The sequence below is a fragment of the Plantactinospora sp. B6F1 genome (assembly GCF_040120695.1).
Taxonomy (GTDB): domain Bacteria; phylum Actinomycetota; class Actinomycetes; order Mycobacteriales; family Micromonosporaceae; genus Plantactinospora.
In genome coordinates this window covers 55,357-71,507 of sequence record NZ_JBEEAC010000017.1, presented here as the reverse complement: position 1 = coordinate 71,507, position 16,151 = coordinate 55,357, and the positions used below count along the sequence as shown (strand labels likewise).

General features: G+C 71.6%; 11 protein-coding genes. 6 read left to right on the top strand and 5 right to left on the bottom strand.

Annotated elements, in window-relative coordinates; translation table 11 throughout:
* Nucleotides 1–5: 5 nt before the first annotated feature.
* Genes ABNF97_RS21420 through ABNF97_RS21410 form a run of 3 tightly spaced genes read right to left on the bottom strand, consistent with a single transcriptional unit; the run spans nt 6 to nt 2,498 of the window.
* Nucleotides 6–767, bottom strand: a complete 762-nt coding sequence (locus tag ABNF97_RS21420) for a YqeB family protein (protein ID WP_349339558.1) — start codon at nt 765–767, stop codon at nt 6–8.
* A gap of 1 nt (nt 768) precedes the next feature.
* Entirely contained in the window at nt 769–1,602 is an 834-nt protein-coding gene (locus ABNF97_RS21415) for an ABC transporter permease (protein WP_349339557.1), read from the bottom strand.
* Nucleotides 1,599–2,498 carry an ABC transporter ATP-binding protein gene (locus tag ABNF97_RS21410; RefSeq protein WP_349339556.1) on the bottom strand — a complete coding sequence of 300 codons (900 nt, stop codon included), beginning with the start codon at nt 2,496–2,498 and terminating at the stop codon, nt 1,599–1,601. The genes ABNF97_RS21415 and ABNF97_RS21410 overlap by 4 nt, the downstream gene beginning before the upstream one ends.
* Before the next feature lie 131 nt (nt 2,499–2,629).
* Here ABNF97_RS21410 and ABNF97_RS21405 point away from each other — a divergent pair, with 131 nt between their 5' ends.
* The gene (locus ABNF97_RS21405; protein WP_349339555.1) at nt 2,630–4,051 is read left to right on the top strand and encodes a sensor histidine kinase; all 1,422 of its coding nucleotides are present in this window, start codon (nt 2,630–2,632) and stop codon (nt 4,049–4,051) included.
* A gap of 62 nt (nt 4,052–4,113) precedes the next feature.
* Nucleotides 4,114–4,866 carry a response regulator transcription factor gene (locus tag ABNF97_RS21400; RefSeq protein ID WP_502930535.1) on the top strand — a complete coding sequence of 251 codons (753 nt, stop codon included), beginning with the start codon at nt 4,114–4,116 and terminating at the stop codon, nt 4,864–4,866.
* Nucleotides 4,867–4,904: 38 nt separating this feature from the next.
* Here the strand turns inward: ABNF97_RS21400 and ABNF97_RS21395 are convergent, their stop codons facing one another.
* A complete protein-coding gene (locus ABNF97_RS21395) occupies nt 4,905–7,652 on the bottom strand; it encodes a tetratricopeptide repeat protein (RefSeq protein ID WP_349339554.1) in 2,748 nt (915 codons plus the stop codon).
* A gap of 347 nt (nt 7,653–7,999) precedes the next feature.
* On the opposite strand from ABNF97_RS21395, the gene ABNF97_RS21390 reads away from it, so the two are divergent.
* The 4 genes from ABNF97_RS21390 to ABNF97_RS21375 all read left to right on the top strand — a co-directional run bounded on the left by ABNF97_RS21390 (nt 8,000) and on the right by ABNF97_RS21375 (nt 12,779).
* Entirely contained in the window at nt 8,000–8,311 is a 312-nt protein-coding gene (locus ABNF97_RS21390; RefSeq protein WP_349339553.1) for a hypothetical protein, read from the top strand.
* Nucleotides 8,308–8,985 carry a hypothetical protein gene (locus tag ABNF97_RS21385; RefSeq protein WP_349339552.1) on the top strand — a complete coding sequence of 226 codons (678 nt, stop codon included), beginning with the start codon at nt 8,308–8,310 and terminating at the stop codon, nt 8,983–8,985. Before ABNF97_RS21390 ends, ABNF97_RS21385 begins: the two co-directional genes overlap by 4 nt.
* Before the next feature lie 111 nt (nt 8,986–9,096).
* Nucleotides 9,097–11,106: a hypothetical protein gene (locus tag ABNF97_RS21380; protein WP_349339551.1), complete on the top strand. Its 2,010-nt coding sequence runs from the start codon at nt 9,097–9,099 to the stop codon at nt 11,104–11,106.
* 11 nt (nt 11,107–11,117) lie between these two features.
* Nucleotides 11,118–12,779: an Hsp70 family protein gene (locus tag ABNF97_RS21375; protein WP_349339550.1), complete on the top strand. Its 1,662-nt coding sequence runs from the start codon at nt 11,118–11,120 to the stop codon at nt 12,777–12,779.
* Here the strand turns inward: ABNF97_RS21375 and ABNF97_RS21370 are convergent.
* The gene (locus ABNF97_RS21370; protein ID WP_349339549.1) at nt 12,709–16,086 is read right to left on the bottom strand and encodes a DEAD/DEAH box helicase; all 3,378 of its coding nucleotides are present in this window, start codon (nt 16,084–16,086) and stop codon (nt 12,709–12,711) included. The genes ABNF97_RS21375 and ABNF97_RS21370 overlap by 71 nt on opposite strands.
* Nucleotides 16,087–16,151: the final 65 nt, after the last annotated feature.

Sequence of the window (16,151 nt, the reverse complement as noted above, 5' to 3'; positions counted from 1 at the left end):
GAACCTTACTGCCGGCCGGGAAAGGGCGGCAACGACCGCCCGCTGTCGGCGGGCCTGGTCGGGCGCCAGTACTGCCGTTTGCCCTCGTCCCGGACCACCACGCCGAGCCGGGGCAGCTCGGTCCGCAACTCGGCCACATCCGCCTTGTCGCCCTTGTCCAGTGCCCGCTGTCTGGCCTTGAGCAGCGCGTTCGCCCCGACAGGCAGCTCCGGGTCGCCGTCGGCCCAGCGCCGGAAGTCCGCCCGGTACGGGTCGCCGTCGGCGTACCAGCGGTAGCCGTACGCCTCGAAGACGGCCCGGAGCCGGTCGGCGGGGAGGTCCGACGGCTCCCGGGCCAACTCCTCGGCGACGGGCCCGAGCAGGACGAGCCGCTTGCCGTCCCGGAACACCCCGGTGATCTCGGCCCGGTCGACCCGTCGGGTGGCGTCGCCCCGCTCCAGGGTCACCCCGTCCCGGGCGACGGTGACGCTCAACCGTTCGTCGGCGGCGATGGCGGCGATCAGCAGCCCACCCAGGGCGCCGAGCAGCAGGGCGCCGCCGGTGGCCCACGGCTCGTCGACGGCGTCGACCAGTTTGAACAGGCCGCGCCAGGGTGCCCAGCGCAGCGAGACCACCCAGCCCGCCGAGGCCTGCACCAGCCAGAGCAGGGCGGCGCCGAGCAGCGGAAACGAGATCCAGACCAGGGCGACCAGGCTGGCCGGCTCGGCCACCACGGTCGGCTCCCCGGACGCCCGGGTCCACTCCGGCGGGATCGCGTCACGGCCCACCTCAGGACACCTCCCGGCGTACCGTCCGGATCAGCCCGGCGACCAGCGGCACCAGCACCCAGACCGCGACCGAGACGCCGAGCCGGGCCCACTGGCCACCGTCGAGGTCCCCGGCATTCGGCGGCTCGACCAGCCCGGCCGTGGTGAGCCCGGTGTCCAGCCACTCGGCGGCGGAGCGCAGCCGCTCGATCATCTCGCCGAGGGTCGACCAGGCGATCGGCAGCACCAGGGAGAGCACGATGGCCAGCGGGGTGCTCTGGAACAGCAGGCCGAACGCGACGCCCAGGGTGACGTTGACCATCTGGAAGACCCCCGCGCCGAGGAACGTCCAGGCGCCGGTGGACCACGCCCCGCCGTCGCCGGCCAGCCCGGCGATCACCGTGCCGAGGGCCGCCGTCGCCATGCTGGCCACCACGGAGATCAGCGCCGCGACCACCCCGGCGCCGAGCTTGGCGACGACCACCCGGTGTCGCTGCGGCACCAGCGCGAAGGTGGTCAGCGTGGTGCGCTGGGAGAACTCGCTGGTCACCAACAGGATGCCGAGGATCGGCAACAGGATGCCAACCGGAATCTGGGACAGTGCGAAGAAGTACTCGAACCGTTGGTCGCTGTCGGGTGCGGTGAACAGCATCACGGCCACGATGATCGCCGAGATCAGGCCGATGGTGATCAACAGCCAGTAGCCGGCTCGGGTGTCGGCGAGTTTGCGCAGCTCGACCAGGGTCAACCGGAGCAGCGTTGGTCGGTCGTACCCGTCCGGCTGGTGTGTGCCGGAGTCCCGGTCAGCACCGGTACCCGGCGCAATCGCGGTGCGCGAGGTGGCGTCGGTGGTCATTTCACGGCCTCCCGGACGGAATCGCCAGCGGTCAGGGTCAGGAAGATCTGCTCCAGGCCGGCGCTCTCCGCCGGCCGGAGTTCCAGCAGCGCCACGCCGGAGTCGGCGGCGGCCTGCCCGACGGCGCCGGGTTCGGCCCCGACCAGCAGCCCACCGTCGGTGCTGGACCGCACCGGCAGCCCGGCCCGGTCCAGGGCGCCGCGCAGCGCCCCCGGGTCCCGGGCCCGGACCAGCGCGCCCGCGCCGGCCAGCAACTCGTCCTTGCTGCCCTGCGCCACCACCCGGCCGGCGCCGATCACCACCAGCCGGTCGGCCACCGCATCCACCTCGCGGAGCAGGTGCGAGGAGAGCAGCACGCTGCCGCCCCGGTCGGCGAAGTCACGCAGCAGGCCGCGCATCCAGTAGATCCCCTCCGGGTCGAGGCCGTTCGCCGGCTCGTCCAGGATCAGCACCCGGGGGTCGCCGAGCAGCGCCTGCGCCAGGCCGAGCCGCTGGCGCATTCCCAGCGAGTACGCCCGGACCCGCCGCCGGGCCGCGACCGCGTTCAACCCGACCTGGTCGAGGCACTCGTCGACCCGGCGCCGGGAGACCCCGATGGTGCGGGCCGCGAGCATCAGCGTCTCCCGCCCGGTCCGGCCCGGGTGCTGGGCGGAGGCGTCGAGCAGCAGCCCGACCCGGCGACCCGGGTTCGGCAGCCGGCGGTAGTCGACCGAGTCGACGGTGGCAGCGCCGGCGGTCGGCGGGGTGAAACCGCAGATCATCCGCATGGTGGTGGACTTGCCGGCCCCGTTCGGGCCGAGGAAACCGGTGACGGTGCCCGGTTCGCAGCGGAACGAGACATCGTCGACCACGGTGTGCCGGCCGTACCGTTTCGTCAGGTGTTCGACACTGATCATGCGGTCGAGCCTGCCGGGTCCGGCCGGTCGGGCGCTGCGGCCCGGAGTTCATTCCCGGCGACCTTCGGCTACATCCGGACGTCGACTTTGGTTGCTGTCCGGTACCGGCACCCCGTTCGTACAGTTGGCGGATGACTGGTGTGCCGGCCCGCCCCGAGCATCCCTGGCTGCTGCCGGCCGCCCTGACCGCCGACCCGGCCGCCGGCCGGCGCCGCCCGCGCCGGTCGACCCGGGACTGGATAGTCGACACGATCTGTTTCCTGATCGCCGGTGGCTACGCGTTCGTCGCCTTCTGGGACGTACTGCGCCCGCAGCCGACCCTGGTGGCGGACCGGGCCGACTCGGAGTTGGCGATCATGATCGACGCGGTGCTGACCACCGGGCTCTGCCTCGCGCTCTGGGTACGCCGCCGCTGGCCGGTCGCACTGGCCGCCGCCGCCCTGCCGGTGGCGCTCTTCTCCACCCCGTCCGGGGTCGCCATCCTGATCATCATGCTGACCCTGGTGGTGCACCGGCCGCTCTCGGTGGCCGGCCCGCTGGTCGTGGCACACCTCGGGACGGCGGTGCTCTACGAGTACCGCAATCCCGACCCGACCGACGGGCCATGGGTCGGGATGGTGCTCAGCGCCGTGCTCACCGCCGCGGTACTGGCCTGGGGGATGTTCATCCGGGCCCGCCGGCAGCTCGTGCTCTCCTGGCGGGACCGGGCGTACCGGGCCGAGGCCGAACAGCGGCTCCGGGTCGAGGCGGCCCGGCGGCTGGAACGGACCCGGATCGCCGGCGAGATGCACGACGTCCTCGCGCACCGGATCTCGTTGCTCAGCCTGCACGCCGGAGCGCTGGAGTTCCGGCCCGACGCGCCGCCCGAGGAGATCGTCCGGGCGGCCGGCGTGATCCGGAGCAGCGCGCACCAGGCGTTGCAGGACCTGCGCGAGGTGATTACCGTGCTCCGGGAGGACCCGCCGGAGGGTGGGGCGGAGCCGGTGGCCGGGGCGGAGCCGGAGCAGGCGGTAGCGCGGGCGGTCGAGCCGGCACCGGTCTCCGGCGGCTGGGGTTCGGGGCCGAAGGCGTACCCGCCGGACCCGCCGTACCCGGCGGTGCCCGTGCCGGCGACCGGGGCGCCGGAACCGCCGTCCCGGGCACCGGAGCGGCCGCAGCCCACCCTGGACGACCTGCCTGCGCTGGTGGCGGAGTCCCGGGAGGCGGGCATGCGGGTGGACCTGCGTACCGAGCTGATCTCCACGGAGACCGCGCCGGCCGGGGTCGGGCGGGGGGCGTACCGGATCGTGCAGGAGGGGCTGACCAACGCCCGCAAACACTCCCCGGGGACCAGCGTGCTGGTGACCGCGCGGGGTCGGCCGGGGCTGGGGCTCAGCGTCGAGGTACGCAACCGGTGGCCGGTGGGCCAGCCGGAAGGCCCCCGGATCCCGGGTACCGGCACCGGGCTGGTCGGGCTCGGCGAACGGACCGCGCTGCTCGGCGGCTGGCTGGAGCACGGGCGTACCGAATCGGGTGACTTCCGGCTGGCGGCCTGGCTACCGTGGCCGGCGTGAGCGAGCAGGCGGCCGACGGCCTGGCTACCGTGGCCGGCGTGAGCGAGCAGGCGGCCGACGGCCTGGCTACCGTGGCCGGCGTGAGCGAGCAGGCGGCCGACGGCCTGGCTACCGTGGCCGGCGTGAGCGAGCAGGCGGCCGCCGGGCCGGTACGGGTGCTGATCGTCGACGACGACGCGCTGGTCCGGGCCGGTCTGTCGATGATCCTCGGCGGGGTGCCGGAGCTGAGGGTGGTCGGCGAGGTGGCCGACGGCAGCGAGGTGCTGCCGGCGGTGGCCGCTCACCACCCCGATGTGGTGCTGATGGACATCCGGATGCCCCGGATGGACGGGCTGGCCGCCACCGAGGCGCTGCGCCGGCTGCCGCACCCGCCGGAGGTGCTGGTGCTGACCACCTTCGACGTCGACGAGTACGTGTTGCGGGCGTTGCGGGCCGGGGCCAGCGGCTTCCTGCTCAAGGACACCCCGCCGGCCGAGATCGTCGCGGCGATCGGCCGGGTCGCCGCCGGCGAGGCGACGCTCTCCCCGACGGTCACCCGCAAGCTGATCGCGCACGTGACCGGTGCCGGTACGCCGGGCCGGCGGGACGCCGACCTGCGGCGGGACCGCGCGGTACGCCTGCTCGACGGGCTGACCGACCGGGAGCGGGAGGTCGCGGTCGCGATCGGGCGGGGCTGGTCGAACGCGGAGATCTCCGCCGCGCTCTTCATGAGCGTGGCGACGGTGAAGGCGTACGTCTCCCGGCTGCTGACCAAGCTGGAGTTGACCAACCGGGTCCAGGTGGCCCTGCTCGTGCACGACGCCGACCTGGTCTGAGGGCCGGCTCGACAGGTCTGAGGGCTGGCTCGACGGGGTCAACGTTCCCGTTCCCGCGGGCGCAGCGCGGTCAGGCCGCTGGTGTCGACCACCGGGCCGGTCTCGCGCATCTCTTCGGCGACCTGGTGCCACCGCCCGGCCTGCCGGGTGCAGATGCCCTGCGCCTCGTCGCCGCGCAGCGGTTCGCCCCGGTAGTCCAGCTCGGCGAGGCGGCGGCGGGCGCGCAGGCTGCCGTCCCCGGCGTGCTCGGCGACGGTCTGGTAGATGGCGTTGAGCCGGCGGTCCACCAGCGCGATGTTGTGCCGCGCCAGCCGCTCGATGCTCTCCGCGCCCCGGCTGCCGTCCCCGACCAGGCGGTCGGAGCCGGCCAGACAGAGGTCGTCGTAGCGGGGGATCGACGGCGGGAACCGGGCCTCGGCGATCCGGACCGGGTCGACCGCCTCGCGCAGCAGCCGGATGAACTCGGCCCGGTCCCGCCAGTACCGGGCGTGGTCCAGGGCGATCCGGCAGAGCGTGTCCCAGGTCTCCGCGTCCAGGTCCAGCCAGCGGATGAGCTGGTGCGGGTCGGCGGTCTGCGGCGGCAGGGCCCGGTCGTGCCAGGTCTGTTCGAGGAGTACGGCGCCCTGGCAGAGCAGCTCCTTGGCGTACGCCGACATCCGGGAGTTGATCACCTTGTCGGGGCGCGGCAGCACCACCTTCAGGCTCGGGTACACCTCCTCCTCGAAGTACCCGAAGTCCTGCAACCGGCGCAGTGGCGCCAGGTCGGGCTCGCTGCTCAGGATCCACCGCCGCAGCCGGTCGGCGGCGACCCCGCTCTCCGCGCAGGCGAGCGCGGCCCGCAGCTGCTCCACGGCCTTCGCCACCAGCGGGGCGACCGGCGGCGGCAACGGATGCGGGGTGGCGGTCGGGACCACCGGGCGGGCCGGGACGGCCGGCGTGGCCGGCCGGCGGTGCCAACGGGGCGGGTACGCCAGCGGCAGCGCGTCGGCGATCAGCCGGCGGCCCCGCCACAGCGCCCGGCCGGCAGCCGAGAGGTACGCCGGAGTGGACCGCTCCAGGTCCGGGAAGTACCCCTTGAGGGCGAAGGCGTAGGTGCAGGCCGCGTTGTAGAAGTCGAACGACCGCAGCGGGCGCCTCGGCCACCGGCGGCGCTGGGCCCGCCGGATCGCCCGGTCCAGCAGTGCGCCGCCGCACGGCCACTCCCGGCTCAACCGCCAGGCCCGGGTGCGTGGCCCGCGCCGCCACCAGCCGGCCAGGCAGCCACCGTCGTCGAACGGCCCGACCGGCCCGTGCGTGGCAGGGAACACCGCCGGCTGCCAGCCGGTGGCGGCCCAGTCGTGCCACGCCTTCGCCAGCCGCAGCGGTGCCCAGACGTCCCGGAGCAGCAGCAACGTGGAGTGGGTCACCTCGGAGCGGGTGCTCCGGACGAACCAGGCGAGCACCATGTCCTCGCGCAGCCGATACAGCTCCTGGGCGGCGGCGACCTGGAACACCACCCGGGTCGCCTCCGGAAACTCCCGCAGTACCCGGCGCAGCCACTCCTTGGCGGCCGGCTCGCCGGGTGCGTCGGCGAAGGTCACCACCACCGGCCAGTACCGGTCGACGAACGCCTTCTCCAGGCGTTCCCGCATCTGGCGGCGCACCTTCTCCCGGTCGCCGACACCGTCGGACTTGAACCACTGGTGCACGGTCCGTTCGGTGTACGCCAGCGTGCAGGCGTACTGGTAGCGCAGCTTGATCGAGTCGGGGCGGTGGCGCAGCCGGCGCAGCGTACCGAGCAGGTGCCGGGGCAGGTTACGGAGCCGGTCGGTGCGGGTGGTCCAGAGATGGTCGTCGTACCAGCCGCCCTGCTCGCGCAGGACCAGCGCCGACTGGTACGTGTCCAGCGCGTCCAGGAAGAGTCCCATCTCCTCCTGCACGCTCGCCACCATCACCCGCAGGTCGGCGTTGAACGGGTCGAGCCGCAGCGCCTCGCCGTAGTAGCGGAGCGCCTCGTCGAACTGCCGCCGGTCCTGCAACTCCTTACCCTTGTTGTACGCGGCGAAGAGCGCCGCCGGCAGTTCCCGGCCGTACCAGTTCCGCCACGGCGCGGCCCGGCCCAGCCGGGTCACCGGCAGGATCGTGGCCAGCACCCAGTACGCGGTCCGCCGGGTCGCCTCCTCCCAGGTGCCACCCCACTGGGTCGTCATCGCGCTCCGGCCGCCGTGCAGGAACGAGGTGACGGTGGCGGAGACGCCGTAGCAGGGTTCCTGGGCCCGGACCTGCAACACCCCGGTCACCCGGTAGCCGATCCTCGGCCAGAGCCGGGGCAGCATCTGGAGCAGCATGACCAGCGGGTTGCCGCTGCGCGGGTCGACCCCGCCGGCCACGTCGAGGAAGGTCTCCGGCGGCGGGTCGGCGGGTCCGGCGTACGGGGGGTAGATGTGCGTCTCGGAGAGGCGCTGGCAGAACTGGCTCTTCAGGTCGTCGACCGGGGCGCTGCGGCCCGGGGTGGCGTCGGTGAACTCGTGTACGTCGACCGGTCCGGGCCGGTAGGCGAGCCGGGCCCGCCGCCGGTGCCGCCAGGCGGCGAAGCAGACCAGAGCCAGCAGGAGCAGTCCGAGTCGCTGCCGCATCGGGTGCGGCCCGTCGCCGCCGAGGGCGATCGCGAGCCCGTCCAGCGGGCTGAGCAGCCAGGTGTCGGGGCGGCCGGCCCGCAGGTGTGCGCGGCCGATCCAGACCAGCGCGGCGAGCAGGGCCAGGGTGCTGAGGAGCTGCCCGGCGAGGGCCCGGCCGGTCCGGGGCATCGGCAGCGCGGCGGGCGCGGCCCGAGATTCTCTGCCGATCCGCCGGGGCGTTGGCTGCGCCCACTGCTCGGACCGTTGGATACCGTGCGACGTCCTTCTTGCTCGATGAGGCATCTCGGCCACCGAAGCGTCTCGGCTCATTCCCCTTTCGTGACAAACCAACACATCCAGGCTAGAGATCGTGGTATCGGCTGGGGTCCGGAATGCCTGTTCTCGGGAGTCCCGTGCAGCTGCTGCCGTCCCGCCCGTACCAGTGGTCTCCGCACCGCCCGGCCTCCCTCCGGCGAGGGAGGCCGGCCCGCCGCGCGGGGGATCCCGGCCCGGCCGCCGCCGACGAGGCTCGGGACATGACCAGGAGACGGCACGGCATCGACGTATTGTCACGGCGCGCCGAGGGGTCGCCGGCCGGGCCGGCGCCCGGTCGGACCGCGACGGCCTGGGCGCCGTACGCGGTCCTGCTCTGGGCGCTCGGGTACGGGGGGCTGCGGGCCTACTGGGCGCTGGGGAACGCGCCGGAGTTTCCGCCGCTGGGCACCGATCTCCTCCCGGCGGCCGGTTGGGGCGCGGTCGCCCTGGTCGGTGCGGCGGCGCTGCTGGCGGTCGCGCTGGACCGGGCGGACCGCTGGCGGTGGCCGCTGGCCGGGGCGGCCTGGGGGTGAGCGGGGCCCTGGCGATGCTCTGTCCGCTGCTGTTGCTGGACGTCGTCGCCCTGCTCATTCCCGGGCTGGGTCTCACCGTCGACCCGGCCGGGATCGCCGGCCGGCTCGGCTGCCTGGCCGGTGCGGTGCTGCTGGCGGTCGCCACCAACGGGTACCGGCGGCGGCACCGGGGCGACCGTCCGCTGTTCGGCAGGTCCCTCACCGGTACGCCTCGGTGGGCCTGGGTGGCGGCCTATCTCGCGGTGGCCGGTTGCCTGGCCCGGCTGGCCGCCCAGTACTCCGCCGGGGCGGCGGAAATCATGGTCGCGGACGGGTCGGCCGCCCTCGCCTTCGAGGTCGGGTTCCTACTCGCCGGAGTGCTGCTGCCGCTGGCCCTGGTGCACTCCTGGGGCCGGGTCTTCCCGCGCTGGGTGCCGCTGCTGGCCGGCCGCCGGGTACCCCGTTGGCTGCTGCTCGGGCCGGGCTTCGGGCTGGGCCTGCTGATGGTCGTCTACTTCGGCATCGGCACCGGGCAGTTGGTGGTGCAGACCGTCAGCGGGAGCTGGGATCCGGGCGACGGGGGGTACCCGCTCTGGTTCTTCTGGGTCTCGATCCCGGCGTACCTGGTCTGGGGGCTGGGGCTGACGGTGGCCTCGCTCGCCTACTGGCGGCGTACCCGGCGTCCCGGGGCGTGAATCGGTCGCGGCGTCGGTAGTCGGCGCCGCCAGGCGCGTACTGGGCGCCGATCGGGTCCTTTCTCGGGTCAGATCGATGAATGCGTGATTGGTACGTCTACAGTCGCACCCGTGGAGCGTGCCAAGGTCGTTGTCCGGCGGCCGGTGAACCAGGGCGAATCCGCACGGGTGGCCACAGTGCTATCCGAGGCCGGTAAGCCAACCGTCGCTTACCGCGTCAGATGGGACGACACCGGAGAGGAGGAAGATCTTCGTCTTGGTCGGCATAACCTGCTTGTCGTACGCGGCTCGCTGCGGCATGAGTGGCTGATGGACCCGGGATCAGTGCCGGAGGCGTTCCGGAAGGACCCACATGGACTGATCATTCGGGTCCTTTGCGAGTCGGACAAGCCACTGACCGCCAAGCGACTGATCGAGCAGCTCGTCAACCTGGGAGTTGATGCTGAGGCGGCATCGGCAGGTTGGGCGGCGACAAGGCGGAAGTTCAATGAGTCGGATCTAGAGCGGACTGGCAAGGGGTCGGGAAGCACCTACCGATGGCGCGGTTCGCGTGGCCCAGGGGCCGACCGGGCGGGTTCGGTCACCGATGATCGGACGGAAACTGCTGGCCGGCGCGATGCACCGCCAGACCAGCCAGACCTACCAATCGTCACGACGGCCCCGGAGAACTCGACCGCCGCGCCGGTGGATCCCGAGTTGCCCGCTGCCGAACCATCCGGTAAGGAACCGGACGAAGGACCGGTCACCCTGGCTGATGCCCTCGCGCGCGTGCTCGGGGCCGAGTCGGAGGGCGGGATGGACGAGATTGTCCGCCGGCCGCTCTGGTTGGGCGTACGCCTCGGGCGACTGACCGAGTCGAGCCTCAGCGATCTGCTGCACTCCTTGACGGGCGCGGATCGGATCCGGGCCACCGGCCTGCTCCTCGCGCTGCCCAGGCAATCCGACGCCCTCGAATCACCCGAGAATTCGTCCGCATTGGACGCGCAGACGATCGACGACATCCTCGCCGTTGCCGCTGCCGAACTCTGCACGGCGGCGGAGTCGTCCGCCGGCAGCGAGGCGGCTGTCGCCTGGCTGATCCGACGAACGGCTTCCTTGGCCCGCCCCGCGGCGGCGCAACCGCTCGTCCAGCTGGCCGAATTTCTCGCCCGGGCCCGTCAGCCCGATCTGACCGCACTCGACGAGGCCGCCCGGATGCTCGGTCGCGCGCTTCCGTTACTGCCGCCGGACGACCTCGTGGCCGTCGACAGAGCCGCGTTGTCCGTCGTGGCGGTCCAGCTTCCGCTCACCGTGAACGGCGGCCGGGCGGCTCTGCTGGCGGGGTTGGCCAAGGCGTCACCGGAGGACATCGCGGAACCGGTGTGGTGGAGCGGGGTCACTCTGCGGAGTCTGGCGGAGTGCGGCGCCGGGCTGCTCGGCGGCGTCACCTCCATGCCGGAGGTGGTCGCGAGGGTGCTTCGGCCGTTGGTGATCGAGAATCTGACTGCTGTCAGTTCCCGCGCCCAGCTCGTGCACCTCCTCGGGCTACCGAGCGAATTCTTCGCGGAGGTGCCCGCCGAAGCGGTCGCTGCCGCCTTTCGACGTACCGGACGGGCGGACCCGACCGTCGCCGGTTGGGTACGCGCGCTTGCTGACGACGACTCCCTCGACTCCCTCAAAAGGGATCTCGAACAGGCACACCACGAACTGACCACCGAGGGCAAGCGGGCGGAGACGGCCGAGCACCGGGCGCGGGAGTTCGCCGAACGATGCGATCGCCTGGAGGGGATGCTGCGGCGCGAGCACGCTCAAGGGGCCGCGGTGCGTCTTTCGCAGGAGCGGCAGATCCGCATCGACGTCGTCCGGGCGCTGGCCGACCTTGCCGCAGAGGTCGAAGAACTCGCGGTCAACCACCTCGGGCCGGAGGTGCTGGTCGAGCGGGTACGTGGTCTGGTCGCGGCCCAGGCACTCGAACCGGTCGGCACAGCCGGTGCCACCGTCGCCTACGACCCGGCCGTGCACGAACCCGTGCATGGAGTCCCCGATGTCGGAAGCTCGGTCGGAGTCGTTCGCCCTGGCTACCTCTGGCGGTCGGGCAGCGAGGAGATCCTCATCCACAAGACGCTCGTTGCTCCTGGGTAGGGAGGGCATCGATGATAGGTGGAAACCACGCGGTCGGAGTCGACTTCGGCACGTCGACGTCGCTACTGGCGGAGCGGATCGGAGCGCTACCGGTGGAGATCGCCTCGCTCGGCCGCTCGACGCGCTGGTTTCCCTCGCTCGCCGGGCAGGCGGCCGGGACGCTGCTGGTCGGCGAGGACGCGGAAACGCTGCCGAGCAATCAGGTGATCCGTTCGATCAAGCGGGCGGTCACCGAGAACCGCGACGTCGTCGAGGTCGCTGGCCCGGACGGGCCGCTGCGGGCCAGGGTCGACGACGTGATCATCGCCCTGCTGTCCGAGATCGGCCGGCGGGCCGCAGCGGCCGATCATCCACTGACTGCAGAGGGTGATCTGCGGCTTGGCTGCCCAGCGATGTGGGACGGCCGACAGCGGCAGCGGCTGCTCGACCTGGCGACCAAGGCGGGCCTCCCGGTCGATGCGTCGGCCCTGATCGACGAACCGATCGCCGCCGGGGTCGCCTGGGTGACGCACCGGTTTCTCGCGTACGGCGAGCGCCCGGCGGGACGGCTGCTGGTCTTCGACATGGGGGGCGGCACCCTCGACATCGCCGTCCTCGATGTCGAGGGCGGGGAGCAGCCGGAGATCACGGTGCTCTCCGCTCTCGGCGTGGGTCAGGCCGGAGACGCCCTGGACCAGGCCATCGCGGCCGAACTCACCGCTGCGCTGGCCGGGCACGGATTCGACGTCGATGACCAGCACGAGCCGGACGTCGTTCGGTCGTATCTGTTGCGGGCGGCCCGGGAGGCGAAGGTCCGACTGTCCCAGGTGCAGACGCACGCGATCGTGTTGTCCCGCCGACTCGGGAACCTGCCGGTGCTCTACTACGACCGGGAGCAGTTGGAGGATGCGTTCGGGTCACAGATGGACTCGGCGGAGCAACTGATCTGGGCCGCCCTGCGGGGTGCCCTGCACACCGAACGCGGCGACCGGTCTCCTGACCAGCTTCGCGCGCTCGGCCAGGCCGAACTCGCCCGCAACGTCGATTACGTACTGCTCGCCGGCGGGATGTCCCGGATCCCGTACGTCGAGCGGCGGATCGGCGCGCTCTTCCCCGGGGCGCAGGTGTTCGACAACGCCGGAGTGGAGCCGGACGAGGCAATCGTGGCCGGACTCGCGGACACCAGTGGCTACGACCGGCTCAACCTGCACCGGCCGGGATTCGACTTCATCCTGGAGTGGTCCGACGGCGGGCAGCCCGAGCGGCAGACAATCTATCCGGCGTACACGCCGTTCTACGAGCCCTGGCAGGTGCTGCAGGGGCAGTCACATCTCGGGTACGAGTGGCGGGCGCGGAACCTGCCCGGCCGGTGGCAGGGGGAGGGAGTCCTCCAGGTCCGGTCCACCTCCGGGCAGCGGCTCACGCTCGACTTCGACGGAAAGCGGATGGACGGATTCCAGCTTCGGCTCGGCCGGAACATGATGGTCAAGCTCTACTGCGACGGCCGGATCCTAATCCGGGACGGCGCCGGTCAGGCGTTCCACCTGCGGGTCTACCGGTGGCCGGTGATGCGGGGCCGCGACCACGCCCGGCTGATGCTGCGCAGCGAGGAGGAGCGGCCGGCTACCGCGCCGACCCCCTGGTACCACGAGAAGGAGTGGGCTCCGCCGAGCTGGCAAGCACGACCGCGATAGCGGTCAGCGAGATCGTCAGCTCCTTGCGGCCGAGCAGGTCGTCCCGGGCCTCCTGCCGGCGGGTCCGTAGGTTGCGCAGGTGGCCGTGGTGCATCCGCAGGATGTTCGGGTTCCGTGCCTGTTCGATTCGCTCCTGGCACTTCCGGATCTGGAGGTCGAACGAACTCTTCCGAGCCAGGATCCGTCCCTCGACCAGGGCGGCGTTCTCCTGGGCCCGGGTCCGCTCGGTCTGCTGGGCGCGCACGAAGACATGCTGCTGGGCGACCCGCCACATCGCCCGCAGATCTCCGGGGACGTCAGGGCTGCCGTCGCGCAGCTTGCCCTCGGCCAGCGCGGTGAGGAGTTCGTCGCCGATCCCTTCCTCGACCTGGCTGGTGGCCAGATCGACGGCGGTCGGCCAGAGTTCGAGCAGCGGTCGCAGGCCGGTGGTCTCGGCGAGGTCGACGGTCACCAGGTAGCGTCGCCCGGCCGCCAGCCCGGGCACGCTCACCGAACCGAACCGCGGCAGATACAACCCCTCCTCCCGGAGCACCGCCAGGGCGAGCTTGACCAGTGGATGCCGCCCGGAGATCAGCTCGACGTCGTACCTGCTGGCGGTCTCGGGCCGGACGGTGCACTCGATCGGCGTCTCGTTCTGCAACATGGTCGCGAGTTTCGACGTGGTCGAGCGGCTGCCGCCGTCGGCCAGCCGGCTGCGTCGTAGCCGTTCCGCAAGCTGCGCAGACCCGACGATCGAGAAGATGCCGTTCGGGTCGGGGCGGCGCCGCCGCCCACCGAGCCGGGCGAAGAGCTCGTCCAGCATCCGCAGCAGCTCGGTCGGTCCGATGAACCGGCCGTTGCCTGGGCCGGAGTTGGTGAAGCCCTCGATGAGCAGGTTGTCGAGGCCGGACAGGTGGGCCTGGGCGGCTTGCAGTTCGTCGGTGTCGTGGGCCCGCTGCCGCATCGCGACCGCGACCCGGTCGGCTTCCCGGCACCGGCCGGCATGGTCGAGCTTCGGGTCCAGCACCCGCTTGTTGATCTCTTCGAGTTGGTCCCGCAGGATGGGTTCGAGTTCGCCGATGGAGTTCTCGAACACGCCGATCCGGTCGTAGAGCCGCTGGAAAATGTCCGTCTCGATGGTGCCAGGCACCTGCATGTTGTAGATGAAGATCTTCTCGTGTTGCTGGCCGAACCGGTCGAGCCGGCCGATGCGCTGCTCCACCCGCATCGGGTTCCACGGCAGGTCGTAGTTGACCAGTACGTTGCAGAACTCGAAATCGAGACCTTCGGCGCCCACCTCGCTGAGCAGCAGGATCTCGAACGTCCCGGCCCGGAAGTCCCGCATGATCTGTTCGCGCTCGTCCATCGGCACCGCGCCGTCCATGACCCGGACGGTGAAGTGCGCACCGAGCCGATCGGCCAGATAGCGGAGGGTACGCCGGAAGAACGAAAAGATCATCATCTGCCGCAGGCCGGCCCTGCGCACCTTACGCAGCTCCGCGAGCAACTCGTCGTACTTGCTGTCCACCCCGAGCGGCACGGTGAGTCTGGGCAGCCCGGTGAGGTCGCCCGGGGCAGCCTTCTCATCCTCCTTCTCCCCGTCGTCGAAGTCGTCCCAGAACAGCTCCGGGTTACGCTCGCGCAGCAACTGCTGGGACGCCGGGATGCAGCTCGCGGCCTGACGCAGCGGCATCTGCATAGCGAAGCCCGGCGGGGTGCCCAGGGCGAGGGCTCTGGCCATGTACCAGGCGTAGATCCCCTGGTAGTAGTTCTGTTCCCGCTCCGTCCAGGTGACATGGATGTTGCGCGGCTCGCGTACGGCTTTGTCGTCGGGGACGTCGGCCTTCCGGGTACGGGTCAGTACCCCGCCGAGCACGTTCAGGTCGGCCAGCAGCCGGCGGGCCCGGGCGACCGTCTCGTGATCGAGCGGCTGGTTGGTGTCGAACAGCTTACGGAGCAATCGGTAGTCGGGACGATCGGTGACCGTGGAGCCGAACTCCAGAGCCCGCAGGTCGTCGAGCCGGGCCAGCAGCTTGCGGGGGACCTCCCGGCCCTCGCCGGCCAGCGCTCGCGCCACCCCGTTGAGAATCTGGTTCGGCTCCAGTTGGGCAAGGAAGACCGCCTGGTCGCCGAAGGCACCCTCGTCGAGCAAACTCATCAGGTTGTACAGGTCGTTGGTGCCCAGGTTCAGCGGCGTGGCGGAGAGGAAGATGAGAAAGTCGGCCCAGCTCGCCAGGTGTTGGCCGAGCGCGTGCGACTTGCTCTCCCGGTTGCGCAGGTAGTGCGCCTCGTCGACGATCACCAGGTCGAACCGGGGCGACAACTCGGCCAGTCGGGTGAGGACGCTGGCACCGCGCAGCGACTCCAGCGAGATGACACCGTGCAGGGCGGGCTCGTCACCGTCGGCCAGCTTCTCGGCGAACACCGCGAGGTCCTGCGCTTTCAGCACGTCCAACTGCCGGTCGAACCGCCGGCGCATCTCCTGACGCCACTTGTGGGTCAGTACGGCGGGAGCGACGACGAGCACCCGGTCGAGCCGGTTCCGCTGCTCAAGCTCGCTCCAGACCAGTCCTGCCTCGATCGTCTTACCCAGGCCCACCTCGTCGGCGATCAGCATCCGTCCGGACGAGCCGGTGAGGACCTTCAGCACCGGCTTGAACTGGTACGCCCGGAACACCGTCTTGCTGGAGGCGAACGAGTAGATGGTGTCGGTCAACGGATGGGACAGCTTGGTCCAGGTGAGGGTGAGCGACAGGCCGTCGGCGCCGGCCGGCGGCTGGTCGAGCCAGAACTCAGGGTCCTGCGGGTCGCCCTCGACGAGGAGCAGCGCACCCTCGTTGTATCGCTTGGTGCCGTCCCGCAGCTCGACCTGGTATTGGAAGCCACCGGCCAGCGGTAGGACGTCCTTGACTCGGCCGACGCTGTCACCGCTGCCCCTGACCCGGACCAGGTCACCGAACGCGAAGGCGGCGCCGCCGGCGAAGGGTTGAGCGTCCTCCCAGAGCAGGTCGTGCATGAGCTCCGCATAGACGAGATGGGAGCGGTCCTCGGTGTACTTCCGGCGGGCGCTTTCCGCTGGCCCGGGCTCCGTGCCGGTGGTGACCAGCAGCGCGTGCCAGGATCCGTCCCGGAGAAAGGCGTACGCGCCCCGGCGGACCTTGGCGCCGGACGACTTTCCGGCCGTGGACCGCACCTCTTTGCCGAGGGCGCTGACCCGGTCGCGTTCCGGATCGGCAACCTTGCCGACGACCAGGCACGAGGCCGGGTGCAGCTCGGTCAACCAGTCGTACGTCTGCTGTGGCGGTGCATAGCGGAGGTCGTCAGTCACGTCCGATACCCATTCCGACGGCGGGAGTTACTGAGCGTATGAACCGAGGGGTGGTGTGAGCGAGA

Bases quoted from the DNA above. Each gene is read 5' to 3' on its own strand.
- ABNF97_RS21375 (WP_349339550.1), top strand. From the start codon at position 11,118: ATGATAGGTGGAAACCACGCGGTCGGAGTCGACTTCGGCACGTCGACG.
- ABNF97_RS21395 (WP_349339554.1), bottom strand. From the start codon at position 7,652: ATGCCCCGGACCGGCCGGGCCCTCGCCGGGCAGCTCCTCAGCACCCTG.
- ABNF97_RS21415 (WP_349339557.1), bottom strand. From the start codon at position 1,602: ATGACCACCGACGCCACCTCGCGCACCGCGATTGCGCCGGGTACCGGT.
- ABNF97_RS21410 (WP_349339556.1), bottom strand. From the start codon at position 2,498: ATGATCAGTGTCGAACACCTGACGAAACGGTACGGCCGGCACACCGTG.
- ABNF97_RS21390 (WP_349339553.1), top strand. From the start codon at position 8,000: ATGACCAGGAGACGGCACGGCATCGACGTATTGTCACGGCGCGCCGAG.
- ABNF97_RS21405 (WP_349339555.1), top strand. From the start codon at position 2,630: ATGACTGGTGTGCCGGCCCGCCCCGAGCATCCCTGGCTGCTGCCGGCC.